This is a genomic window from Nocardioides bizhenqiangii (assembly GCF_034661235.1).
Classification (GTDB): domain Bacteria; phylum Actinomycetota; class Actinomycetes; order Propionibacteriales; family Nocardioidaceae; genus Nocardioides; species Nocardioides bizhenqiangii.
Map to the genome: position 1 here is coordinate 2139641 of NZ_CP141059.1, position 24473 is coordinate 2164113.

The 24473-nt window shown below is 69.5% G+C and carries 19 protein-coding genes; 18 read left to right on the forward strand and 1 reads right to left on the reverse strand.

All coding sequences use genetic code 11. The features are described from left to right. The 4 genes from secD (at nt 1) to SHK19_RS10330 (ending at nt 5930) form a co-directional block, all read left to right on the forward strand. Entirely contained in the window at nt 1-1743 is a 1743-nt protein-coding gene (gene secD, locus SHK19_RS10315; RefSeq protein WP_322938594.1) for a protein translocase subunit SecD, read from the forward strand. Beyond that, a complete protein-coding gene (secF, locus tag SHK19_RS10320) occupies nt 1743-2996 on the forward strand; it encodes a protein translocase subunit SecF (RefSeq protein WP_322457083.1) in 1254 nt (417 codons plus the stop codon). Before secD ends, secF begins: the two co-directional genes overlap by 1 nt. A gap of 9 nt (nt 2997-3005) precedes the next feature. Beyond that, complete coding sequence (locus tag SHK19_RS10325) at nt 3006-3569, forward strand: adenine phosphoribosyltransferase (protein ID WP_322938595.1); 564 nt, start codon at nt 3006-3008, stop codon at nt 3567-3569. Between the two features lie 126 nt (nt 3570-3695). Next, the gene (locus SHK19_RS10330; RefSeq protein ID WP_322457241.1) at nt 3696-5930 is read left to right on the forward strand and encodes a RelA/SpoT family protein; all 2235 of its coding nucleotides are present in this window, start codon (nt 3696-3698) and stop codon (nt 5928-5930) included. A 170-nt stretch (nt 5931-6100) separates the two neighbouring features. Here SHK19_RS10330 and SHK19_RS10335 read toward each other — a convergent pair whose 3' ends face one another. Next, entirely contained in the window at nt 6101-7327 is a 1227-nt protein-coding gene (locus SHK19_RS10335; RefSeq protein WP_322457081.1) for a DUF349 domain-containing protein, read from the reverse strand. 46 nt (nt 7328-7373) lie between these two features. Here SHK19_RS10335 and SHK19_RS10340 point away from each other — a divergent pair, with 46 nt between their 5' ends. From SHK19_RS10340 to mltG, 14 genes are all read left to right on the forward strand, one after another. Beyond that, on the forward strand, nt 7374-8108 hold the full coding sequence (locus tag SHK19_RS10340; protein WP_322938596.1) for an MBL fold metallo-hydrolase: 735 nt from the start codon (nt 7374-7376) through the stop codon (nt 8106-8108). Next, entirely contained in the window at nt 8109-9494 is a 1386-nt protein-coding gene (hisS, locus tag SHK19_RS10345; protein ID WP_322938597.1) for a histidine--tRNA ligase, read from the forward strand. Then, a complete protein-coding gene (aspS, locus tag SHK19_RS10350) occupies nt 9491-11257 on the forward strand; it encodes an aspartate--tRNA ligase (protein WP_322938598.1) in 1767 nt (588 codons plus the stop codon). The genes hisS and aspS overlap by 4 nt, the downstream gene beginning before the upstream one ends. Before the next feature lie 171 nt (nt 11258-11428). Then, a complete protein-coding gene (locus SHK19_RS10355; RefSeq protein ID WP_322938599.1) occupies nt 11429-12463 on the forward strand; it encodes an ABC transporter permease in 1035 nt (344 codons plus the stop codon). A 65-nt stretch (nt 12464-12528) separates the two neighbouring features. Further along, on the forward strand, nt 12529-14307 hold the full coding sequence (locus tag SHK19_RS10360; RefSeq protein ID WP_322457076.1) for an ABC transporter substrate-binding protein: 1779 nt from the start codon (nt 12529-12531) through the stop codon (nt 14305-14307). A 148-nt stretch (nt 14308-14455) separates the two neighbouring features. Continuing rightward, nucleotides 14456-15460 (forward strand): ABC transporter permease, encoded by a 1005-nt coding sequence (locus SHK19_RS10365; protein ID WP_322457075.1) that lies wholly within the window; start codon nt 14456-14458, stop codon nt 15458-15460. Further along, entirely contained in the window at nt 15457-16560 is a 1104-nt protein-coding gene (locus SHK19_RS10370) for an ABC transporter ATP-binding protein (protein WP_322457074.1), read from the forward strand. The genes SHK19_RS10365 and SHK19_RS10370 overlap by 4 nt, the downstream gene beginning before the upstream one ends. A 173-nt stretch (nt 16561-16733) precedes the next feature. Continuing rightward, a complete protein-coding gene (locus tag SHK19_RS10375) occupies nt 16734-17840 on the forward strand; it encodes an ABC transporter ATP-binding protein (protein ID WP_405030494.1) in 1107 nt (368 codons plus the stop codon). A gap of 9 nt (nt 17841-17849) precedes the next feature. After that, a complete protein-coding gene (locus SHK19_RS10380) occupies nt 17850-19208 on the forward strand; it encodes a replication-associated recombination protein A (RefSeq protein WP_322938600.1) in 1359 nt (452 codons plus the stop codon). 11 nt (nt 19209-19219) lie between these two features. After that, nucleotides 19220-19789: a hypothetical protein gene (locus tag SHK19_RS10385; protein ID WP_322938601.1), complete on the forward strand. Its 570-nt coding sequence runs from the start codon at nt 19220-19222 to the stop codon at nt 19787-19789. 10 nt (nt 19790-19799) lie between these two features. Then, complete coding sequence (locus SHK19_RS10390; RefSeq protein WP_322457070.1) at nt 19800-20084, forward strand: DUF6167 family protein; 285 nt, start codon at nt 19800-19802, stop codon at nt 20082-20084. A 22-nt stretch (nt 20085-20106) separates the two neighbouring features. Then, entirely contained in the window at nt 20107-22800 is a 2694-nt protein-coding gene (alaS, locus tag SHK19_RS10395; protein WP_322938687.1) for an alanine--tRNA ligase, read from the forward strand. 24 nt (nt 22801-22824) lie between these two features. Further along, complete coding sequence (gene ruvX, locus SHK19_RS10400) at nt 22825-23322, forward strand: Holliday junction resolvase RuvX (RefSeq protein WP_322457069.1); 498 nt, start codon at nt 22825-22827, stop codon at nt 23320-23322. Beyond that, nucleotides 23315-24463 carry an endolytic transglycosylase MltG gene (gene mltG / locus SHK19_RS10405; protein WP_322938602.1) on the forward strand — a complete coding sequence of 383 codons (1149 nt, stop codon included), beginning with the start codon at nt 23315-23317 and terminating at the stop codon, nt 24461-24463. Before ruvX ends, mltG begins: the two co-directional genes overlap by 8 nt. Nucleotides 24464-24473: the final 10 nt, after the last annotated feature.

The following is a 24473-nucleotide window of genomic DNA, read 5'->3' on the forward strand; positions in this document are numbered from 1 at the left end:
GTGGCGCCGCGCCGCCTCCGGCCCGGCCGGACGCTGATCGCCTTCTTCGTGGGCGTCGGCGTGCTGTTCGGCCTGGTCGCCATCGCCGGCACCTGGAAGCCGTCCCTCGGCCTCGACCTCCAGGGCGGTCTCCGGATCACCATGACGGCGACCGGTGACCCGAGCGACGAGAACTTCGAGGAGGCGCGGCGGATCATCGATCAGCGCGTCAACGCGTCGGGTATCTCCGAGGCCGAGGTCACCGCGCAGTCGGGCCAGTACATCGTCGTCGAGATCCCGGGCTCCACGGAGAACCGGCGCGAGACCGAGGAGCTGGTCCGGCGTCAGGCCCAGCTCCGCTTCCGCCTGGTCGCCTGCGTCGAGGGCGCGCAGGACCCGTGCGCGACCGGCGGTCTGCCGCTGGGCCGCGCACCGCTGGCGCTCGACCACAAGCCCGGCCACCAGGGCACGGCGAACGACGAACCCACCGACACCGCGAGCCCGACCGACACCGCCAGCCCGACCGAGACCGGGACCGATGCCCCCGAGGAGGACGGTGGCGACGCGGGCGTCCGCACCGCCGAGGACGAGATCGCCTGGTCGGCCGCGCCCGACCAGGAGTCGATCGCGCTCTTCAACGAGCTCCAGTGCAACGAGGACGGCGCGACGGTCCGCACCAACCGGCAGGGTGAGACCGTGCCCGCTCCCCAGGAGGATGACCCGGACCAGCCGCTCGTCGCCTGCGAGGTCCGCGAGGGCGAGGGCGGCGGCGTCACCAAGTACCTGCTGTCGCGATCGGTCATCGAGGGCACCGAGCTCGACGACGCGTCCGCGGGCATCCCGCAGGGCGAGGTCGACTGGGCGGTCTTCCTCGAGCTCGGCAACAACAAGGAAAAGGCGCACCCCGAGGGCTCCACCGGCGCTGAGGACGACTTCGAGACGATCTCCTCCCAGCTGGCCGGCACCGGACGTCAGTTCGCGATCGTGCTCGACGGCCAGGTGCTGTCGGCGCCGGAGATGAACGACCCGATCCTCGATGGTCGATCCCAGATCACCGGCAACTTCGACGAGGACAGCGCGGCCAACCTGGCCAACAGCCTCAAGTTCGGCGCGCTCCCGATCTCGTTCGAGGAGGACGTCACGACCGAGGACGTGGGCCCGTCGCTGGCGGGCGACCAGCTCTCAGCGGGTCTCACGGCCGGCGCCATCGGTCTTGGCCTGGTCATGCTCTACTGCCTGCTCTACTACCGGGGCCTCGGCCTGGTCGTGGTCGGCTCGCTCTTCGTCGCGGCGGGCGTCACCTACGGCACGGTGCTGCTGCTGAGCGAGGCGGCGGGCTTCACCCTGACGCTGCCGGGCATCGCGGGATTCATCATCGCGGTCGGCATCACCGCCGACTCGTTCGTCATCTACTTCGAGCGGATCCGTGACGAGATGCGCGAGGGCAAGTCGATGCGGGTCGCGGTCGAGACCGGCTGGGCCCGCGCCCGGGTGACCCGGTTCGCGGCCAACACCGTCAACCTGCTCGCGGCGCTGATCCTCTACGTGTTCGCCACCGGTGCGGTCAAGGGCTTCGGGTTCGCGCTCGGCCTGTCGACGCTCATCGACCTCGCCGTCCTGTTCTGGTTCACCAAGCCACTGGTGTCGTGGCTGGCACAGTTCAAGGCGTTCAACTCGGGCCACCGGCTCTCGGGCCTGAGCCGCGAGACGCTTGGTCTGGATGGACCGCCGGCCCGGCCCGCGACCGCTGGAGGTAACGCCTGATGGGCAAGATGTCGAGGCTTGGCAACGACCTCTACAACGGTGAGAAGTCGATCGACTTCATGGGTCACCGGGCGCTCTGGTACGGGTTCACCCTCCTGCTCGTCGGACTGGCGATCACCGCCGTCATCGTGAAGCCGCTCAACTTCGGTGTCGAGTTCCGGGGCGGCACCGAGCAGCGGGTCACGGTCGAGGGCGGCGTCGACCAGGCGGACGCCGACGACCTCCGCGAGGCGATCGCCGACGCCGGCATCGAGAACGCCGAGAACCCGTCGGTCACGACTGCCGGCCCCGACTCACTGGTCCTGACCACGGAGACGCTGTCCGAGACCTCCGAGACCGAGACCGAGGCCGTCATCCTCGAGATGTTCCCGAGCGTGGACCCCACCGAGGACATCTCGGTCCAGGAGGTCGGGCCGAGCTGGGGCCAGGAGGTCGCCGAGCGGGCGCTGATCGGCATCGCCGTCTTCCTGGTGCTCGTGATCCTGTTCATCTGGTTCTACTTCCGCGAGTGGAAGATGTCGGTTGCTGCGATGGTCGCGCTGACCCACGACCTCGCGGTGACCATCGGCATCTACGCACTGTCCGGATTCCAGGTGACGCCGGCGGCGGTGACCGGTCTGCTGGCGATCCTCGGCTTCTCGCTCTACGACACGGTGGTCGTGTTCGACAAGATCAAGGAGAACACCACCACTCTCCGCAAGAGCACGGAGTCCTACCACGATGCGGCGAACCTGGCGGTCAACCAGACCCTGGTGCGCTCGATCAACACCAGCATCGTCGCGCTCATCCCGATCGGCGCGATCCTCTACGTGAGCGCCGTACAGCTCGGGGCGAGCTCGCTGCAGGACCTGGCACTGGCGCAGTTCGTCGGCATGGCTGCCGGCGTCTACTCCTCGGTCATGCTCGCGCCGCGCGTCCTCGTGCACCTGAAGTCCAGTGAGACCGAGGTCGTCGAGCAGGCGCGGCGGGCCCGGGCGAGGAAGCGGGCGTTGGCAGACAAGTACGCCTCGGTCCCGGCCGTCAGGGGCAACGTTGCGGACACGCCGGACACCCCTGGTGTCGTGGATGACCGGCCTGCACGTCCAGCACCCGTTGACGTCGACGAGGAACCCGGCGAGCCGGCGCGGCCGTCGGAGGAAGCGCTCGGCAAGGGTCGTGTCGCCCCGACCGCGCAGCGCAAGGTCGCCCCCAGCAGCAGCTCCGGCCGGCAGCAGCCGGTGCGACAGGCGCGGTCGAAGCGCGGCAAGAAGTAGGTCGAGGCGGTGCCGGGGGAGCCGACCGCTGCGAGGCTGGCTGCGGAGGAGGCGCTCGGGCGGCTGGTCCGTGACGTGCCGGACTTTCCCCAGCCGGGGATCGTCTTCAAGGACATCACACCGCTCCTGGCCGACCCTGAAGGCTTCCGCGCGGTCGTGGCAGCGCTGGCCGAGGCCGGACGTGACGCCGACGGCCGGCCGGTCGTCGACAAGGTCGTCGGGATGGAGGCCCGCGGGTTCATCTTCGCGGCTCCGGTGGCGCTCGCTCTCGGGGTCGGGTTCGTGCCCGTCCGCAAGGCAGGGAAGCTGCCGGGGGAGACGCATGCCGTGTCCTACGCCCTGGAGTACGGCGAGGCGGTGCTCGAGGTCCACGGCGACGGTCTGGTGCCCGGCGAGCGGGTGCTGGTGATCGACGACGTCCTGGCGACGGGTGGCACCGCCCGCGCCACGGTCGAGCTCGTCGGCGCCTGCGGCGCGACCGTGACCGGGATGGCGTTCCTCATGGAGCTCTCGTTCCTCCCCGGCCGCGCCACCGTCGGCGACGTCCCGCTGACCGTACTCACCGTGGTCTGACCACCGGGTGCGGCCGAATAGACTCCGTGCATGAGTGAGGAACGGGCCGGCGACCGCCCCGTTCCCGCGCGCCCGCCGGAAGTGCCGACGAGCACCACGAGCGACACCGTCGCCGGTGGCCGCGGCATGCGCGCGCGGCTGGCCCGGATGGGCAGCCGCACGTCGACGTCCAACCCGGTGCTCGAGCCGCTTTTCCGCGCCGTCCGGGCCAACCACCCGAAGGCCGACCTTGCCCTGATCGAGCGGGCCTACGTCACCGCCGAGCGGCTGCACGGCACCCAGATGCGCAAGAGCGGCGACCCCTACATCACGCACCCGCTGGCGGTGACGACGATCCTCGCCGGCATCGGCATGACCGAGCCGACGCTCGTGGCTGCGCTCCTGCACGACACCGTCGAGGACACGCCGTACACCCTGGAGCAGTGCCGGGCGGACTTCGGCGACGAGGTCGCCCGCCTCGTCGACGGTGTCACCAAGCTCGACAAGGTCGTCTACGGCGACTCCGCGCAGGCGGAGACCATCCGCAAGATGATTGTCGCGATGTCGCGCGACATCCGGGTGCTGGTCATCAAGCTCGCCGACCGTCTCCACAACATGCGCACCCTGCGCTACGTCCCGCAGAAGAGCCAGGAGCGCACCGCGCGCGAGACGCTCGACATCTACGCGCCGCTCGCCCACCGGCTCGGCATGAACACGATCAAGTGGGAGCTGGAGGACCTCGCCTTCGCGACCCTGCACCCGAAGATCTACGACGAGATCGTGCGGATGGTGGCCGAGCGGGCGCCGTCACGCGACCAGTTCCTCGCCGAGGTGATCACCCAGGTCGAGAAGGACCTGCGGGAGGCGAAGATCAAGGCGACGGTCACCGGGCGGCCGAAGCACTACTACTCGATCTACCAGAAGATGATCGTCGGCGGTCGCGACTTCTCCGACATCTACGACCTGGTCGGCATCCGGATCCTGGTCGAGGAGGACCGCGACTGCTACGGCGTCTTGGGTGTCCTGCACTCGCGGTGGAACCCGGTCCTCGGCCGGTTCAAGGACTACGTCGCGATGCCGAAGTTCAACATGTACCAGTCGCTCCACACGACGGTCATCGGCCCGCAGGGCAAGCCGGTGGAGATGCAGATCCGTACCTTCGGGATGCACCGCCGGGCCGAGTACGGCGTCGCGGCGCACTGGAAGTACAAGGAGGACGGCCGCACCGGCGTCGACACCGACAAGCGCGGCGACGTCGACGACATGAGCTGGGTGCGCCAGCTCCTCGACTGGCAGAGCGAGGTCGAGGACCCGGGGGAGTTCCTGGAGTCTCTGCGGTTCGAGATCAACCAGACCGAGACCTACGTGTTCACCCCCCGCGGCGATGTCATCGCGCTGCCGTCGGGCTCGACGCCGGTCGACTTCGCGTACGCCGTGCACACCGAGGTCGGCCACCACACCATCGGCTCCCGGGTCAACGGCCGGCTGGTGCCGCTGGAGTCGACCCTCGAGAACGGCGACGTCGTCGAGGTCTTCACCTCGAAGTCCCCGACCGCCGGCCCATCCCGCGACTGGCTGAACTTCGTCAAGTCGCAGCGCGCCCGCTCGAAGATCAAGCAGTGGTTCACGAAGGAGCGTCGTGAGGAGGCGATCGACCGCGGCAAGGACGAGATCGCCAAGCTGATGCGGAAGGAGGGGCTGCCGCTCAAACGGCTGCTCACCCACGAATCGCTCAACCTGGTCGCCGAGCACTTCCGCCTCGCGGACGTCACCGCCCTCTACGCGGCGGTCGGCGAGGGCAATCTCGGTGCGCAGGCCGTGGTCCGGCGCGTCATCGAGATGCACGGCGGTGACGAGGGCGCCCAGGAGGACCTCGCCGAGGCGGTCACCATCACCGGTCGCCGCGGCCGCCCGCGCCGGTTGGCGCCGGGCACCGACGCCGGTGTCGTCGTCAAGGGCGCGCCAGACGTCTGGGTCAAGCTCGCGAAGTGCTGCACCCCCGTCCCGCCCGACGCGATCCTCGGCTTCGTCACCAAGGGCGGCGGGGTGTCGGTGCACCGCAAGGACTGCACCAACGCCGCCAGCCTCCTGGCGCAGCCGGAGAAGGTGCACGAGGTCGAATGGGCCCCGACCGGCCAGACGACGTTCCTCGTCAACATCCAGGTCGAGGCGCTGGACCGCTCACGCCTGCTGTCCGACATCACGATGGTCCTCTCGGACGCGCACCTCAACATCCTCTCGGCCAACCTGACCACCACCCGCGACCGGGTCGCCAAGACCCGCTTCACGTTCGAGATGGCCGACGCCAAGCACCTCGACACCGTGCTCAAGAGCGTGCGGTCGATCCCCGGTGTGTTCGACGCCTATCGGGTGACCCAGTAACCGCGAATCTTCCCTATTGGCGCACCGAGTCGGCCGGTTTGGCGCAAGCTCCGCGCCCGCCGACACGGCGCAAACTTCAGCTGCGGCTCGCTTCGCTCGCTCGAGGGAAGTTTCCGCCGGGTCGGCTACGCGGCATTGCTCGCTACGCTCGCCGCCGCCCGGGGTTGCGGCTATCTGTAGTCGTCGCTGGCCCGCTTGGCCATCTCGAGGAAGGAACGGCGGCCTTCGAGGTTCTCCTCGAGCTCGCGGATCTTCTTCTCGTCACCGGCGGCGCGGGCCTTGGCGAGCTTGGCCTCGGCGTCGGCGATGGCGGCCTCGAGTTTGGTGACCATGTCGTTGGCGCGGGCGGACTTCTCCGGGTCGCTGCGCTTCCACTGCTCGTCCTCGACCTTGCGGATGGCCTGCTCGACGGTGCGCATCCGGCCCTCGAGGTCCTTGATCCGGTCCCGGGGCACCTTGCCGGCGGCGTCCCAGCGGTCGGCGATGTCGCGGAACGCGGCCTTCGCCGCCGCCAGGTCGGTGACCGGGAGCAGCGCCTCGGCCTCGACGATCAGCTGTTCCTTGACCTCGGCGTTGGCCGCGAACTCCGCGTCGAGGGCGGCGTTGGCCGCGTCCCGGGCTCCGAAGAAGGTGTCCTGGGCGCCGCGGAACCTCTTCCACAGCTCGTCGTCCACGCCCTTCGGCGCCGGGCCGGCCGCCTTCCACTGGCGCATGAGGTCGCGGTACCGGCCGGCCGTCGGACCCCAGTCCGTGGACTCGGCGAGGCTCTCGGCCTCCTTGGCCAGCCGCTCCTTCACGACGCGGGCGGCTTCGCGCTTCTCGTCCTGCTCGGCGAAGTGGACCTTGCGGGCCTTGGTGTACGCCGATCGCGCCGACGAGAACCGCTTCCAGAGCGCGTCGTCGGCGGCCTTCTCGATCCGCGGGAGCTGCTTCCACTGCTCGAGCAGCTCGCGCAGCCGGTTGGCGCCGTTCTTCCAGTCCCGCCCGCTCGCGATGGCCTCCGCCTCGGCCGCGAGCTGCTCCTTCTGCTCCTTGGCCTCGGTCGTGCGCCGGGCCTTCTCCGCGCGCTTGGCCTCCCGCTGGGTCGCGATGACCGGACCGAGCTCGTCGAGCCGGGACCCGAGGGCCGCGAGGTCGCCGACTGCATGCGCGTCGGCGAGCTGAGCCCGCACCGTCTTGACGGCGTTCGTGGCCTCCTCGGGCGACAGGACGCCGGAGTTCACGCGCTTGTGGAGCAGGTCGACCTCGAGCGCGAGCGCCTCGTACCGACGGACGTAGAACGCCATCGCCTCCTCCGGCGTGGCGTCGGGCATCTGTCCCACCGGCCGCTCGCCGTCAGCGGTCCGGACATAGACAGTGCCGTCGTCGTCGACGCGGCCCCACTCGCTCGCAGTCACAATGGGCAATGCTAAGGGAGACGGGCGCGGCCGATAGGCTGGGTCGGTGCTGATCGCCGGCTTCCCCGCAGGACCTTGGGGCACCAATTGCTACGTCGCGGCCACCGCCGCGGGCGCGGAGTGCGTCGTGGTCGACCCGGGGAAGGACGCTGCGTCGGGCGTCGCCGAGGTGATCCGCGAGCACCGGCTCAAGCCGGTCGCCGTGCTGCTCACCCACGGCCACATCGACCACATGTGGAGCGTCACCCCCGTTGCCGGGACGTACGACGCCACGGCGTGGATCCATCCGGCCGACCGCTACCGGCTGACCGATCCGCTCGCCGGCATCTCCCGCGAGTCGGCGGCGATGATGCTCGGCATGCCCGGCGGCAAGCTCGAGTTCACCGAGCCCGAGGACGTCCGTGAGCTGGCGGACGGCGTCGATCTGGAGCTGGCCGGTCTGACGTTCGTCGTCGACCACACGCCCGGCCACACCGAAGGATCGGTCATTTTCCGCACGCCGTACGACGGCGCGGACGTCAGCGAGGTCATGTTCTCCGGCGACCTGCTGTTCGAGGGCTCCATCGGCCGCACCGACCTGCCCGGCGGAGACCACCCCTCCATGTTGCGCAGCCTCGTCACGAAGGTGCTGACGCTTCCCGACGACATCGTGGTCCTCCCCGGTCACGGCGGACAGACGTCCATCGGTCGCGAGCGCGCGACCAACCCCTTCCTGCTGGAGCTCCAGGACGACTCTGATCACTCAGGGAGCCCGACCGCACCGATCACCCGAGGTCTGTAAGTGAAGGTCACGCCGCTCAGCGGCTTCCCTGAGTTCCTGCCTGCCCAGCGCGTCGTCGAGCGTGAGGTGATCGCCTCGCTCGCCCACACGTTCGAGCTGCACGGCTTCGCCGGCATCGAGACCCGGATCGTGGAGCCGTTGGACAGGCTCGCCAAGGGCGGCGAGATCGACAAGGAGATCTACGTCCTGCGCCGGCTCCAGGCCGAGGGCGAGAGCGCCGCCGCCGACGCGGACAAGCAGCTCGGCCTGCACTTCGACCTCACCGTGCCGTTCGCGCGGTACGTCCTCGAGCACGCCGGCCATCTCGAGTTCCCGTTCCGCCGCTACCAGATCCAGCCGGCCTGGCGGGGGGAGCGGCCGCAAGAGGGCCGCTACCGCCAGTTCACCCAGGCCGACGTCGACATCGTCGGTCGCGACGTGCTGCCGTTCCACCACGACGTCGAGGTGATGCGGGTGATGGTGGACGCGCTCGAGGCGCTGCCGATCCCGCCGGTCAGCTTCCAGTTCAACAACCGCAAGCTGATCCAGGGCTTCTACCGCGGCATCGGCGTGCCCGACGTCACCGCGGCGATCCGCACCATCGACAAGCTCGACAAGCTGCCCGAGGAGGCCGTCGCCGAGATGCTCGTCTCCGACGCCGGCGCGACCCCCGAGCAGGCGGCGCGGTGCCTCGAGCTCGCCACGATCCGGGTGCCCGACACGTCGTTCGTCGCAAAGGTGCGGGCGCTCGGCGTCACCGACGACCTCTTGGACGAGGGTCTCGCCGAGCTGGCGGCCGTGGTCGAGGGCTGCTCGTCCGTCGACCACCAGAGCGTCACGGTCGAGGCGAACCTGCGGATCGCCCGCGGACTCGACTACTACACCGGCACCGTGGTCGAGATCTTCATGGCGGGCTACGAACGGCTCAAGTCCGTCGGCGGCGGCGGGCGGTACGACGCGCTCGCGACCGACGGCCGGGCGACCTATCCCGGCGTCGGGGTCTCGTTCGGCGTCTCCCGTGCGCTCGTCCCGCTCGTCGCGGACGGGGTCCTTTCCGGCAGCCGATCGGTACCGAGCGCCGTGCTCGTCTCCGTCGCCGACGAGGCCTCCCGGCCCGAGGCTGACGACATCGCAGCGGTGCTGCGGGCCCGCGGCATCCCGTGCGAGGTCGCCCCCTCCGCCGCGAAGTTCGGCAAGCAGATCCGGCACGCCGACCGCCGCGGCATCCCCTACGTGTGGTTCGCCACCACCGACGCCGACGGCGTCACCACCCACGAGGTCAAGGACATCCGCAGCGGAAACCAGGTGCCGGCCGACCCGGACTCCTGGAAGCCTCCTGCAGAGGACCTCCGTCCCACCATCCGGGTCTCGACAGGCTCGACCAACGAAATGGAGCAAGACCAGTGATCCGCACCCACGACGCCGGCACCCTGCGTGCCGAGCACGTCGGCCAGACCGTGACCCTCGCCGGCTGGGTGGCCAGCCGGCGCGATCACGGCGGGGTGACGTTCCTCGACCTGCGCGAGTCGAGCGGTGTGGTCCAGGTCGTGGTCCGCGAGGACGACGTCGCCCACCGGCTGCGCAACGAGTACTGCCTGAAGGTGACCGGCGAGGTCGTGGCGCGCGAGCCTCACAACGTCAACCCCAACCTCGACACCGGCGAGGTCGAGGTCGTCGCCGCGGAGGTCGTGGTCTTGAGCGAAGCGGCCACGCTGCCGTTCCAGATCGACGACCACGTCGACGTGGGGGAGGAGGTGCGCCTCAAGCACCGCTACCTCGACCTGCGTCGGACGGCGCCCGGCGCCGCGCTCCGGCTTCGCAGCAGGGTCAACCAGGCGGCCCGAGCGGTCCTCGACGCGCACGACTTCGTCGAGATCGAGACGCCCACGCTGACCCGCAGCACCCCCGAGGGGGCCCGCGACTTCCTCGTGCCCGCCCGGCTCCAGCCGGGCAGCTGGTACGCCCTCCCGCAGAGCCCGCAGCTCTTCAAGCAGCTGCTCATGGTCGCCGGCATGGAGCGCTACTACCAGATCGCCCGCTGCTACCGCGACGAGGACTTCCGGGCCGACCGCCAGCCCGAGTTCACCCAGCTCGACGTCGAGATGAGCTTCGTCGAGCAGGACGACGTGCTCACCCTCTCCGAGGAGATCCTGGCGGCGCTGTGGCAGCTGATCGGCTACGAGATCCCACTCCCGATTCCGCGAATGACCTTCGCCGACGCGATGGCCCGTTACGGCTCCGACAAGCCCGACCTGCGGATGGGCCAGGAGCTCGTCGACTGCACCGAGTACTTCACGGACACCCCCTTCCGGGTGTTCCAGGCGCCGTATGTCGGCGCCGTCGTCATGCCCGGCGGCGCCAGCCAGCCGCGCAAGCAGCTCGACGCGTGGCAGGAGTGGGCCAAGCAGCGCGGCGCCCGCGGCCTCGCCTACGTGCTGTTCCAGGAGGACGGCGAGCTCGGCGGCCCGGTAGCCAAGAACCTGTCCGACGAGGAGCGGGCCGGGCTGGCCGCTCACGTCGGCGCCCAGCCGGGCGACTGCGTCTTCTTCGGCGCGGGTCCGGTCAGGTCGAGCCGCGCGCTGCTCGGCGCGGCCCGGCTCGAGATCGGCCGTCGCTGCGGCCTGGTCGACGAGAGCGCCTGGAGCTTCGTCTGGGTCGTCGACGCCCCGCTGCTCGAATCCGCGTCCGACGCGACCGCTGCCGGCGACGTCGCCGTCGGGCATGGCGAGTGGACCGCGGTCCACCACGCCTTCACCAGCCCGCAGGACCTCGAGCGCTTCGACCAGGACCCGGGCAACGCCCTCGCCTGGGCCTACGACATCGTCTGCAACGGCAACGAGATCGGCGGCGGCTCCATCCGTATCCACCGCGAGGACGTCCAGAAGCGGGTCTTCGCGTTGATGGGCATCGGCGAGGAGGAGGCCGAGGAGAAGTTCGGCTTCCTGCTCCAGGCGTTCAAGTACGGCGCGCCGCCGCACGGCGGCATCGCGTTCGGCTGGGACCGGATCTGCGCGTTGCTGTCCGGGACCGACTCGATCCGGGAGGTCATCGCGTTCCCGAAGTCGGGCGGCGGGTTCGATCCCCTCACCGCGGCCCCCGCCGCGATCACCCCGGAGCAGCGCAAGGAGGCCGGGGTCGACGTCGTCCCGGAAAAGGACCTTTCGGTCTGACCGTCACTCACCGGACACCTTCCGCCGCATTCCGAGATCAAACCGTTACCGCGTCGGCGTCGATTCGAGGCCGCGGTTCGGCCTAGGGTCAGGCACGGCGCCGTGAGGCGCGTCACGTGACGAAGGTCGCGGCGGCTGTTGCGAAGCCTGATCCGGGCAGACGAGGTGAGCATGACCGACCCGAGCGCGGGAGTGCAGGTAGCGGAGACCACCGAGGGCAGGCAGCACTTCAGTGACGAGCAGACGGATCGCCAGAGGGACTTCGAAGGCCGCTCGCCGCTACGCATCGCATTCGGTCGCCTCGCGAAGGACAAGGTCGCGATGGCCTGCGCGGTGGTGGTGCTGTTCTTCGTCCTGATCGCCATCTTCGCTCCGTGGATCAGCTCGGCGCTCGGGGTCTCGACCGATGTCGTGCGCAGCTGTGACGTCCTCGAGTGCAACGCAGCGAATCCCGGTGTGGGCTACCCGAAGACCGGCCCGCCGTTCTACGGCTACGACCCCGAGCACCCGTTCGGCATCGCGCCGCGCACCGGCGCCGACAACCTCGCGCACTGGCTCGAGGGCTGCCGCACCTCTCTCCTGATCGCGGGTACGGCGACGCTGCTGTCGTCGGTCTTCGGCATCCTCATGGGTCTGATCGCCGGTTTCGCCGGCGGCGCCGTCGACAAGGTCATCTCCTTCGTCATCGACTTCTTCCTGACGATCCCGTTCCTTCTCGCAGCGCTGACGATCGCCCCGATCATCATCGAGCGCTACTCGACCGGCGACAGCTACGCGACCGCTCAGAAGGTGTCGTTGATCGGCGTCTTGGCGGTCTTCGGCTGGATGGGTGTCGCGCGTCTGATCCGTGGCGAGGTGCTGTCCTTGCGAGAACGTGAGTTCATCCTCGCTGCACGCGTGATCGGGATGCCGACCAGACGGATCATGCTCCGCGAGCTGCTGCCCAACCTGACGGCACCGATCGTCATCAGCGTCTCGCTCGCACTGCCGGCGTTCGTCGCCGCCGAGGCCGGACTTGCGTTCCTCGGCATCGGGGTGAGCGGCAGTCCGTCGTGGGGTCAGACGATCTCCAAAGCGGTGCCCTACTGGTCGAACTACTCGCTCTACCTGCTCGAACCGATGTTGGGCGTGGTGCTGCTCGTGCTTGCGCTCAACCTGCTCGGAGACGCGATCCGCGACGCACTCGATCCCAAGACGAGGCGTTGACCGGATCCACACACAGATGTCGCCTTCAGTCATCGAAGGCGCACAACAAGAAGAAAGGCTGGAACATGAGACGGACCAAGGCGCTTGCCGCACTGGCCTCCGGCGCCATGCTCGTCAGCCTCGCCGCGTGCGGTGGGGACGACGGACCTGGCGAGGGAAGCGGCGAAGGCGGCTTCCAGGACGCTGACGAGACCATCGACAAGGACCCCACAGCTCAGGGTCCAGCCCCGGAGGTCGAAGGCGCCCAAGAGGGCGGCACGATCACGGTCTACCACCCGGACGACGCGGGACCGGAAGACCTCGACCCCACCAACGGCTGGTCGGTGACCGGCAACTCGATCCAGCAGGCGCTCACGCACCGCTCGCTCACCCAGTACCGGCGCGACGCCGAGTCGGGCGAGATGATCCTGGTCCCCGACCTCGCGGTCGACCTCGGGACGCCGAACGAGGACTTCACCGAGTGGACTTTCACGATTCGCGACGACGCGACCTGGGAGACCGGTGAGACGATCACCGCCGAGGAAGTGGCGTGGGGCATCGAGCGATCGTTCGACTCCGAGACCTTCCCGAGCGGGCCGGGCACCGAGTACACCAAGCACTTCTTCGAGGGCGCCGAGGAGTACGAAGGCCCGTACTCCGACCCGAAGGCTGCCGAGTCGTTCGAGGGCATCACCTTCGACGAGGACGCGCGCACGGTCACCATCAAGATGGCGACCTCGTTCCCCGACATGGACTACTGGGGCGCGTTCATGGCGATGGGCCCGGCTCCGCTCGGCAAGGCGTCCGACCCGCCGGCCTACGGCACCATGCCGCTCTCGACCGGCCCCTACAAGGTCGAGTCCTTCCGGCCCAGCGAAGAGCTGGTGCTCGTGAGGAACGAGGAGTGGATCCCCGAGTCCGACCCGGCCCGGCACCAGTACGCCGACAAGTGGATCTTCAAGTTCTCGGCTGACCCGACCCAGACCGACGAGCTGATGCTCAGCGGAAACACGGAGTCCGAGACCTCCATGTCGGCCTCGATCACCTCCGAGAACTACGAGAACTTCCGCAACGAGCTCGGTGACCGTCTGGTCCAGCAGTCCGCTCAGTGCACCAGCTTCTGGGCGCCTGACTACACCAAGATCGACGACATCAACGTCCGCAAGGCGCTCGCTTACGCCTACGACTACGAGAGCGCGTGGACGGCTTCTGGTGAGGTCCCGGGTGTGACCCGGGTGCCGGCGAACTCGATCATGCCTCCGGGCATGGTGGGCAAGTCCGACTACCAGGTCGACGGTGAGCAGATCACCTTCGACCCGGACAAGGCCAAGGAGCTGCTGGCCGAGGCCGGCTTCGAGGACGGCTACGACATCCACATGGCCTACAACACGGGCTCGCCGACCACAGAGGCCGCGCAGCAGCAGCTCAAGCGCGGTCTGGAGGAGTCGGGCTTCACGGTCACCGAGTACCCGGTTCCGATCGAGACCTCGCTGTACACGATCTGGACCGACCCGGAGAACAAGACCAACAAGAAGCTCAACCTCCGGGGCGTCAACTGGTGCTCCGACTGGCCGTCCGGTCTGACCATGCTCCCGTCGCTGCTGCGCACGGGTGCGACCTACAACACCGCGTTCTTCTCCGAGGAGGAGATGGACGCCGAGTTCGAGAGGATCCCGACCCTGCCGGTCGAAGACCAGCCGGCAGCGTGGGGTGAGCTCGACGAGCGGATCGCAACCGAGTACTACCCGATCATCCCCACCGCGTTCCGCAACGACCTTTTCGCCTTCGGCGCGAAGATCGGGAACCCGACGGGTGACGGCGCACTCGGTGCACCCAACTACAAGGAGCTGTTCGTCGCTCCCTGAGCGGCCGGACAGTGATCAACTCTGTGGTCAGCTCGGGCTGACCCGAGGCTGATGCCGGTGGGGGCTCCGACTCCGGAGCCCCCACCGGTCAGCCTGAACCGCCGCTCGCTCCGCCGTCGGCGGCACTCGATGCAGATGGAGGGCCCAGTTGTTCGCGTACGTCGTCAAACGCCTGCTGTCAGGCATCGTGGTGCTGTTCCTGGTCTCGATGACCATCTTCCTGGTGTTCTGGTACGGCCCCAGCGAGCCCGCGCAGGTCGTCTGCGACCGGCAGACGAGCAACCGCTGCGGCGACCGCATCGACCTCTACACCGAGAACCTCGGCTACAACAACGCGTGGTACGAGGAGTACGGCAAGTTCCTGAAGGGCGTCGCCGTCGGCCGTGAGATCAAGTTCGGCAACCGGGAGCTTCCTTGTCCCGCCCCGTGCCTCGGTCGTTCCTACCTGACCGACGCCCCCGTGTGGGAGGAGATGAAGCAGCGGATGCCGGCGACGTTCTCGGTCGCCATCGGCGGAGCCGCGCTCTACCTGCTGCTCGGCATACCCATCGGCGTCGCTGCCGCCCGAAGACGCGGGACCGTCGGCGACAAGGCGTTGGTGTCCACCTTCCTGGTGGTCAGCTCCATCCCCTACTACCTGTTCGCCCTCCTGATCTGGCTCTTCTTCACGATCTCCTGGGAGGCCCCGCTCGTGGCGGAGACCGGGTACTTCCCGATCACCGAGAACCCAGCGAAGTGGTTCTCAGGCATGTTCCTGGCGTGGATGGCGCTCGGCATCTTCGGGTGTACGGCGTACACCAGGTACACCCGCGGCTCGATGGTGGAAGTGCTGGGGGAGGACTACATCCGCACGGCGAAGGCCAAGGGCCTGGCCAGTAGGACCGTCGTCTACCGGCACGGCCTGCGCTCCGCGTTGGTCCCTGTCGTCACCATCTTCGCCATCGATTTCGGCACACTGCTGGCGGGCACGATCTTCACCGAGCAGATCTTCGACATCGAAGGCATCGGACGGTGGGCGCTCAATGCCGTCTACCAGCGTGACCTGCCGGTGGTGGCGGCGACTGCGCTGTTCGGCGCCACGATCCTGATCATCGCGAACCTGGTCGTCGACGTCATCTACAGCATCCTCGACCCCCGGGTGCGGCTGTCATGACCGCCACCGATCCCATGACCACGCCCGCGACGGCCGGAGAGCGCGCCGGGGACGAACCGCTTCTCGTCGTCGAGGACCTGACCGTCCGGTTCCCGACCGAGGACGGCGTCGTCTCCGCCGTGACGGAGCTCAGCTACCAGGTCGAGCAGGGCGAGACGCTCGGCATCGTCGGCGAGTCCGGCTCCGGGAAGTCGGTCTCGAGCATGGCCGTCCTGGGCCTCCATGACTCGCGGACGGCGCGGATCACCGGCTCGATCCGGGTCCGCGGCACCGAGGTCGTCGGCATGTCGGAGTCGAAGCTCCGCAAGCTGCGCGGCAACGAGATCGCGATGATCTTCCAGGACGCGCTGGCGGCACTGCACCCGTTCTACCGCGTCGGCGCTCAGCTGGCCGAGTCCTACATGGTCCACCACCCGGACGCGAGCAAGCGCGACGCCCGACGCAAGGCGATCGAGATGCTCGACCGGGTCGGCATCCCGAGGCCGGACCGGCGGGTCGACGACTTCCCCCACCAGTTCTCGGGCGGTATGCGTCAGCGGGCGATGATCGCGATGGGCCTGATCAACGATCCGTCCCTGCTCATCGCGGACGAGCCGACGACAGCCCTCGACGTGACCGTCCAGGCGCAGATCCTCGACCTGCTCCAGGACCTGCAGCGAGAGTTCAACTCGGCCGTCATCATCATCACCCACGACCTGGGCGTGATCGCGGAGATGGCCGACGACGTGCTGGTGATGTACTCCGGCCGCGCGGTCGAGTACGGCCCGTGCAAGGACCTCCTGGTGCACCCGGAGATGCCGTACACCTGGGGTCTGCTCTCGAGCGTCCCTGACGTCACCTCCGACACCAACGCGCGGATGATCCCGATCCCGGGCAACCCGCCGAGCCTGCTGGCGCCGCCGGCCGGCTGCCCGTTCCACCCGCGGTGCACGCACCGGGACAAGGTGCCGGGAGACCTGTGCGCGACCACGCTGCCGGAGCTGCTGCCCGGTGGACGAGGCGGTAGCCATCTCAAGCGCTGCCACCTGTCGAACCCCGACGCGATCTACGAGGCAGAGGTCCTGCCGGAGATCGCTCCCGACCTTGCCCAGGAGCGTTGATGTCGAACAAGAGCCCCGAGCGCGGGTCGGAAGACATCGAGGAGTACCGCGCGCCTGAGGTGACGGAGCCGGAGAACGAGGTGGTGTCGTTCTCCGAGCTCGTTGGCCAGACTCACGCCGCGGCCAAGCTGGACCCGACCGCGGAGCCGGTGCTGACGGTGGAGAACCTCCGGATGTACTTCCCGGTGCTGTCCTCCGGTCTGATCCGGCGCAGGATCGGCGACGTCCAAGCCGTCGACGGGATCTCGTTCCAGGTGCCGAAGGGCGGCTCCCTCGGCCTGGTGGGCGAGTCCGGTTGCGGCAAGTCGACGACCGGCCGGCTGATCACCCGGCTGTACAAGCCGACCGGCGGCTCGATGATGTTCCAGGACGTCGACCTGGCACAGCTCTCCAACCGCGAGCTCAAACCGCACCGGCGCAACGTCCAGATGATCTTCCAGGACCCCTACACGTCACTGAACCCGCGGCAGACGGTCGGCTCCATCGTCGGTGCACCGATGCAGGTGCACAACATCCTGCCGCGCGACCAGATCAAGGCAAGAGTCCAGGAGCTGTTGGAGGTCGTCGGCCTCAGCCCCGAGCACTACAACCGCTACCCCAACGAGTTCTCGGGCGGCCAGCGCCAGCGGATCGGCATCGCCCGAGCGCTGACCCTCAACCCGAGCCTGCTCGTCGCCGACGAGCCCGTGTCCGCTCTGGACGTGTCGATCCAGGCGCAGGTGGTCAACCTGCTCCAGGACATCCAGAACGAGTTCGGTGTCGCGTTCCTCTTCATCGCGCACGACCTCGCCGTGGTCCGGCACTTCTGCCCCGAGATCGCCGTGATGTATCTCGGCAAGATCGTCGAGATCGGCGACCGGGACAGCATCTACAGCAACGCCCACCACCCCTACACCCAGGCGCTGCTGTCGGCCGTGCCCGACATCAAGCAGGCGGTGACCGGCGAGCGGCGCGAGCGGATCATGCTCACCGGGGACGTCCCGAGCCCGATCGACCCCCCTTCGGGGTGCCGGTTCCGCACGCGGTGTCCGATCGCCCAGGAGATCTGCGCACGGCACGAGCCGCCGCTGCTGCAGATCGGCAAGCGGCACAAGGTCGCCTGCCACTTCCCCGGACGTCTGGGGGAGCACCCGCGGGAGCCCATCACCGCGAGGCTGCTCGGCGTGGACACCGAAGGTCAGCCCGACCCGGGATCGAGCCCCGCAACAGACCTGGTCGAGCAGCCCGGCTACGCCGACACCTGGTTCGACCTGGATTCGAAGTCGATCGGCCGCGCATAGGCTCGCTGCGTGAGTGAGCCGGGCCTGTTCGACGCACCGAGCGGCGCCGCTGCGTCGACCGGCGGCGCGCTGAGCGACGCGGGGCACGCCGCCGCACCGCTCGCGGTGCGGATGCGGCCGCGCGACCTCGACGAGCTGGTCGGCCAGCCGCAGCTGCGGGCCAGTGGCTCGCCGTTGCGACAGCTGGTCGAGGGCGACCGGGCCATGTCGCTGCTGCTGTGGGGACCACCCGGCACCGGCAAGACGACGATCGCGTCGATCCTCAGCCGGCAGACCAACCGCCGGTTCGTCGAGGTCAGCGCCGTCTCCGCCGGTGTGAAGGAGGTCCGGGCGGCGATCGACGCCGCCCGCGCGATCCTGGTCGGATCCGGCCGGGAGACCGTGCTCTTCGTCGACGAGGTGCACCGTTTCAGCAAGGCGCAGCAGGACGCCCTGTTGCCGGGGGTCGAGAACCGCTGGGTCACGCTGGTCGCGGCGACCACCGAGAACCCGTCGTTCAGCGTGATCTCCCCGCTCCTGTCGCGCAGCCTCCTGCTCCGGCTCGAGTCGCTCACCGATGACGACATCGGGGAGGTCATCGACCGGGCCGTGGCCGACGAGCGGGGGCTCGGCGGCCGGTTCGTGCTCGAGGAGGACGCCCGGGACCACGTCGTACGCCTTGCCGGCGGCGACGCCCGTCGGTCGCTGACCTACCTCGAGGCCGCTGCCGGAGCAGCGAGCCTGGCCGGGTCCGACCGGATCACCCTCGAGACGGCGGAGAGCGCAGCCGACCAGGCCGCGGTCCGCTACGACCGGGACGGCGACCAGCACTACGACGTCATCAGCGCGTTCATCAAGTCGGTCCGCGGGTCCGACGCCGACGCGGCTCTGCACTACCTGGCCCGGATGCTCGAGGCAGGGGAGGACCCGCGGTTCATCGCGCGCAGGCTGATGATCCTCGCCAGCGAGGACGTCGGCCTGGCCGATCCGACCGCGCTGACGACGGCGGTCGCCGCCGCGCAGACCGTGCAGCTGATCGGCATGCCGGAGGCCCAGCTCACCCTCGCGCACGCCACGATCGCGCTGGCGGTGGCGCCGAAGTCCAACGCGGTCACGACCGCGATCGGCGCCGCGATCGCCGACGTCCGAGCGGGAAAGATCGGGGCGGTGCCGCCGCACCTGCGGGACGCGCACTACCCGGGGGCGTCGCAGCTGGGCCACGGCACGTCGTACGTCTACTCCCATGACGAGCCGTTCGGCGTCGCCGAGCAGCAGTACGCCCCGGACGTGGTCGTCGACGCGGAGTACTACCGTCCGACGGAGCTCGGCGCCGAAGCTGCGGTCAAGCAACGCTGGGAGCGGGTCCGGCGCATGATTCGGGGCCGATAGGCTTTCGTCCCATGACGAGCGCGCTGGTGGTCCCTGGCTGGTTGGCCGTCTTCGCAGTGCTCGTGCTCATCGCACTGGTGGTGACGGTCGGGTGGCTGGTCAGGGAGTTGCGCCGCACCCGTGACCGGGGCGAGGAGGTCCTGGCCAGCGCCGCGGCCGACGTCGACGAGCTCCGCGACGAGCTCGACGCCCTCCAGGTCCGGCTGCTCGACGAGGCCCGGCAGCTCGAGGACGCCCGCCGGACGCTGCAGCTGTCCGGCGTGACCGTCGTCGACGACCGGGAGTACCGGATCACGGCGCTCGGGGAGCGGCGCGGCGGCGGGCCGCTGGCGCTGATGCCGACCGTCCCGGGCCCGCAGTTCGTCGACACGATGCTGCGGGAGAGCCTGATCCGCACCGCCTCCATCGCGGCCGGCCTGCGGCGCGCGCTCGCGCCCGAGGTGCGCAACCGGATCCGGTTCGAGATGAAGCGTGAGGTCAAGCGCTCCCGCAAGCAACGGAAGACCGACCTGAAGCAGGCGCGACGCGAGTGGGAAGCGCGGCAGCGGGCCGCGGTCCCGGCGTCGGAAGTATCCGGATGAGGAAGCTGTGGTGAGGCGCGGCTTCTGGTTCGCCGCCGGGGCTGCGGCCGGCGTCTACGGGATGGTGAAGGCCCGGCGGGTGGCGGAGGCGTTCACCGCCGACGGCGTCCGCGACCGCGCCAGTGCCGCATCCGTGGGTGCCCGGATGTTCCGCGCGGAGTTCCACCAGGGACGGTCCGACGCAGAAGCAGACCTGCGCGAGCGAATTGAGGTCGCCGCCGACCGGCACCGCGAACTAACGTCCGGGGACCGACCCGCGATCGAGGGGTACGACACCGAGAGAGACGATGCCTGAAATGGGACAGAAGCGCAGTGGCCTGAGCACCGCGGACATCCGCGCGCGATTCCTGGCGCACTTCGAGGCGGCCGGACACGCAGCGGTGCCGTCGGCGTCCCTGTTGCTCGACGACCCCAACCTGCTCTTCGTCAACGCCGGGATGGTGCCGTTCAAGCCCTACTTCCTCGGCCAGGAGACTCCGCCCTACGACCGCGCGACCAGCGTGCAGAAGTGCATCCGGACGCCCGACATCGAGGATGTCGGGAAGACGACGCGCCACGGCACGTTCTTCGAGATGTGCGGCAACTTCTCGTTCGGCGACTACTTCAAGGAAGGCGCCATCGAGCTGGCCTGGGACCTGGTCACCAAGTCGATCGCCGACGGCGGCTTCGGCCTCGACGCCGGCCGGCTGTGGCCGTCGATCCTGCACGGCGACGACGAGGCGCTCGAGTACTGGATGAAGGTCACCGGCCTGCCGGCCGAGCGGATCGTCAAGCTCGGAGCGCGCGAGAACTACTGGTCGATGGGAGTGCCCGGCCCGGGTGGTCCCTGCTCGGAGATCCTCTACGACCGTGGTCCGTCGTACGGCCCGGACGGCGAGTTCGCGACCACCGAGCGGCTCGCGATGCCCACCGAGCTCGAGGACCGCTACCTCGAGATCTGGAACCTGGTCTTCATGCAGGACGAGCTGTCCGCCGTCCGCAGCAAGGAGGACTTCGACATCGCGGGCTCGTTGCCGAAGAAGAACATCGACACCGGCATGGGACTCGAGCGCGTCGCCTTCCTGCTCCAGGGCAAGGAGAACATGTACGAGATCGACGTCATGTTCCCCGTCATCGAGAAGGCCGAGCAGCTCACCGGCAAGCGCTACGGCGCCGACCACATCGACGACGTCCGGTTCCGGGTCATCGCCGACCACATCCGTTCGTCGATGATGCTCATCAACGACGGTGTGACCCCCGGCAACGAGGGACGTGGCTACGTCCTGCGCCGGCTCGCGCGGCGCGTGGTCCGGTCGATGCGGCTGCTGGGGTACGACGACCCGTGCCTGCCCGAGCTGGTGCCGGTCAGCCGCGACAAGATGGGCGAGACCTACACCGACCTGTTCACCAACTGGGAGCGGATCTCGACCGTCGCCTACGCCGAGGAGGACGCGTTCCGCGCGACCCTCAAGGCGGGCACCAGCATCTTCGACCTCGCCGCGGGCGACGTGAAGAGCTCAGGGGGCACGGTCTTCTCCGGCGACAAGGCGTTCCAGCTGCACGACACCTACGGGTTCCCGATCGACCTGACCCTAGAGATGGCGTCCGAGCAGGGACTCCAGGTCGACGAGGAGGGCTTCCGCCGGCTGATGACCGAGCAGCGGGAGCGGGCCAAGGCCGACGCCAAGGCCAAGAAGGGCGCCCACCGCAACACCGACTCCTACCGCGAGATCGCCGACACGATGGGCCGTCCGGTGGAGTTCACCGGCTACGACACCGTGGTCGACGAGGGCACGGTCCGCGGCATCGTCGCCGGGGGTGGCGTGGTCGGCTCCGCCCAGGAGGGTGACGAGGTCGAGGTGGTGCTCGACCGCACGCCGTTCTACGCCGAGGGCGGCGGGCAGCTGGCCGACCAGGGCGTGATCCAGCTCGCGAACGGCGCGGTGCTCGAGGTGCGCGACGTGCAGTCGCCGATCAACGGGCTGATCGTGCACCGCGCGAAGGTGCTGTCGGGCGAGGTCACGGCGGGAGTCGCGGGTCAGGCGCTGGTCGACACCGACCGACGGCTGGCGATCTCGCGCTCGCACACCGCGACCCACATGGTGCACAAGGCCTTCCGCGAGGCGCTCGGCGAGACCGCGACCCAAGCCGGCTCCGAGAACTCACCCGGCCGGTTCCGCTTCGACTTCTCCGCCACCGGCTCGGTGCCGGGGTCGGTGATGGCCGACGTCGAGGCCAGGGTCAACGCCGTCGTGCTCGACGACCTCGCCGTGCACGCCGAGGTGATGACCCAGCAGGAGGCGGTCGCCTCCGGCGCGATGGCACTCTTCGGTGAGAAGTACGGCGACCGCGTGCGGGTCGTGTCCGTCGGCGACTGGGCGCGTGAGCTGTGCGGCGGGACGCACGCCCAGAGCTCCGGCCGGCTCGGCGTGATCAAGCTGCTGGGGGAGTCGTCGATCGGCTCCGGCGTACGCCGGGTCGAGGCGCTGGTCGGCACCGACGCCTACCAGTTCCTCGCCCGCGAGCACGTCCTGGTCGCGCAGCTCGCTGAGACGCTCAAGGCGCGCCCCGAGGACCTGCCGGCGCGGGTCAACGACCTGGTCGAGAAGCTGCGCGCCGCCGAGAAGGAGATCGAGCGGATCCGGCTGGCGCAGCTGCTGGCCGGCGGCGCCGCGCTGGCGGCGGGCGCCACCGACGTCGGCAGCGTGAAGGTGGTCGCCCACCGGGTCGACGGCGCGGGCGGCGGCGACGTCCGCACGCTGGCCCTCGACGTGCGCGGGCGACTGCCCGGCGACACCCCCGGGGTCGCGGTGATCATCGGCGTGGCCGACGGCAAGGTCTCGGTCGTGGCGGCGGTCAACGACGCCGGCCGGGCGCGCGGGCTCTCCGCCAACGAGCTGGTCAGGGTCGTGGGGCCCTACATCGACGGTCGCGGCGGCGGCAAGGACGACGTCGCCCAGGGCGGCGGCGTCGACGCCACGCGGATCGACGAGGCGATCGCGGCCGTGGTGGCGGCGGTGCCCGCCCTGTGAGGCTCTCCGGGTGAGGCCGGCCGGATGAGAGCGGGCGTGCGTCTCGGCGTGGATCCGGGCGATGCCCGGATCGGCGTCGCCCGTTGCGACCCGTCCGGCGTCCTCGCGACGCCGGTCGAGACCGTGCGCCGCGGCAAGGGCGACCTGCGGCGGCTGCGCCAGCTGGTCGCGTCCGAGGAGGCCGTCGAGGTCGTGGTCGGCCTGCCGCGGTCGTTGTCCGGCGGTGAGGGCCCGGCCGCCGTGAAGACCCGCGAGTTCGCGCGCCGCCTCGCGATGCGGATCGCGCCGGTGCCGGTGCGCCTGGTCGACGAGCGTCTCACCACGATCACGGCGGAGGCTATGCTCCGCGATCAACGTAAGGGACAACAGCGACGCGCCGTGGTCGACCAGGTCGCGGCCGTCGTGATCCTGCAGCACGCTCTCGACGCGGAGCGGGCTACTGGTCGAGCACCCGGGGAGGTCGTGGCGGTGGGAACCGTCGCCGAGCCGACCGGAAAGGACGTCGAGGAGACCGATGAGTGACCCGATCGTCTTGGAGGACGCAGCGCCGCGACGCGCCGGTGGGCGGCGCAAGAAGCGGTTCTCGGGATGCCTGCCGATGCTCGTGTTCGTGGTGATCGGCGCGCTGCTTGTCTTCGCCGCCTTCCGGTACGTCGTCATGCCCGCGTGGGACGAGTTCTTCGCCGACCCGGAGGATTACGAAGGACCGGGCAGCGGAGAGGTGGTCTTCGTCGTCAAGCAGGGACAGTCGGTCCCGTCGATGGGCGACGAGCTCGAGGACCTCGGTGTGGTGGCCTCCTCGGAGGCGTTCGTCGACGCCGCGGAGGACAGGGACGAGGAGTCGCGGGGCATCCAGGCGGGCACCTACCTGCTCAAGGAGCAGATGAAGGCGTCCGACGTCGTCGCGATCCTGGTCGACCCCGACAACATGGCCCAGGCGACCGTCACCGTCCCCGAGGGGCTCCGGGCCGTCGACGTGATCGACCGGCTGGCGGAGGGCACGGACTTCTCCAAGAAGCAGTTCGAGCGGGCGCTGGGCAACACCAAGGCGCTCGGCCTGCCCGACTACGCGGAGGGCAACCCTGAGGGCTACCTCTTCCCGGCCACCTACACGATCACCCCCGGGGACACGCCGGCGTCGATCCTCCGGGCGATGGTGGCCCGCTGGGAGCAGGCGGCGTCCGACCTCGACCTCGAGGCCGCCGCGGAAGAGGTGGGCTACGAGCCCCACGAGATCATGACGGTGGCCGCGCTGGTGCAGGCGGAGGGACGCGGCCGGGACATGTCCAAGATCGCGCGCGTGATCTACAACCGGGTGGAGAACCCGGGCACCGCGGGCCAAGCGGGCTACCTGCAGATCGACGCGACCGTCGACTACGCACTCGGTCGCCCGCTCACGGTGGGCCTCACCCAGGAGGAGCGGGAGACCGCTCCGGGGCCCTACAACACGTTCCGCAACACCGGCCTTCCGCCGGGTCCGATCGGCAACCCGGGCGAGGAGGCGATCAACGCCGCGCTGAACCCCGCGGACGGCGAGTGGTACTACTACGTCACGGTGAACCTGAACACCGGAAGGACGAAGTTCGCCGAGTCCTACGAGGAGTTCCTGACCTATCAGCAGGAGCTGCGGGACTGGTGCGACGAGCATCCCGACGTCTGCTGATGAGGTGTGC

What these genes read in the sequence shown, in the direction of transcription:
- secF (WP_322457083.1), top strand. Translation starts at nt 1,743, where the DNA reads ATGGGCAAGATGTCGAGGCTTGGCAACGACCTCTACAACGGTGAGAAG.
- SHK19_RS10330 (WP_322457241.1), top strand. Translation starts at nt 3,696, where the DNA reads ATGCGCGCGCGGCTGGCCCGGATGGGCAGCCGCACGTCGACGTCCAAC.
- SHK19_RS10355 (WP_322938599.1), top strand. Translation starts at nt 11,429, where the DNA reads ATGACCGACCCGAGCGCGGGAGTGCAGGTAGCGGAGACCACCGAGGGC.
- SHK19_RS10360 (WP_322457076.1), top strand. Translation starts at nt 12,529, where the DNA reads ATGAGACGGACCAAGGCGCTTGCCGCACTGGCCTCCGGCGCCATGCTC.
- SHK19_RS10370 (WP_322457074.1), top strand. Translation starts at nt 15,457, where the DNA reads ATGACCGCCACCGATCCCATGACCACGCCCGCGACGGCCGGAGAGCGC.
- SHK19_RS10375 (WP_405030494.1), top strand. Translation starts at nt 16,734, where the DNA reads ATGTACTTCCCGGTGCTGTCCTCCGGTCTGATCCGGCGCAGGATCGGC.
- SHK19_RS10385 (WP_322938601.1), top strand. Translation starts at nt 19,220, where the DNA reads ATGACGAGCGCGCTGGTGGTCCCTGGCTGGTTGGCCGTCTTCGCAGTG.
- ruvX (WP_322457069.1), top strand. Translation starts at nt 22,825, where the DNA reads ATGAGAGCGGGCGTGCGTCTCGGCGTGGATCCGGGCGATGCCCGGATC.
- mltG (WP_322938602.1), top strand. Translation starts at nt 23,315, where the DNA reads ATGAGTGACCCGATCGTCTTGGAGGACGCAGCGCCGCGACGCGCCGGT.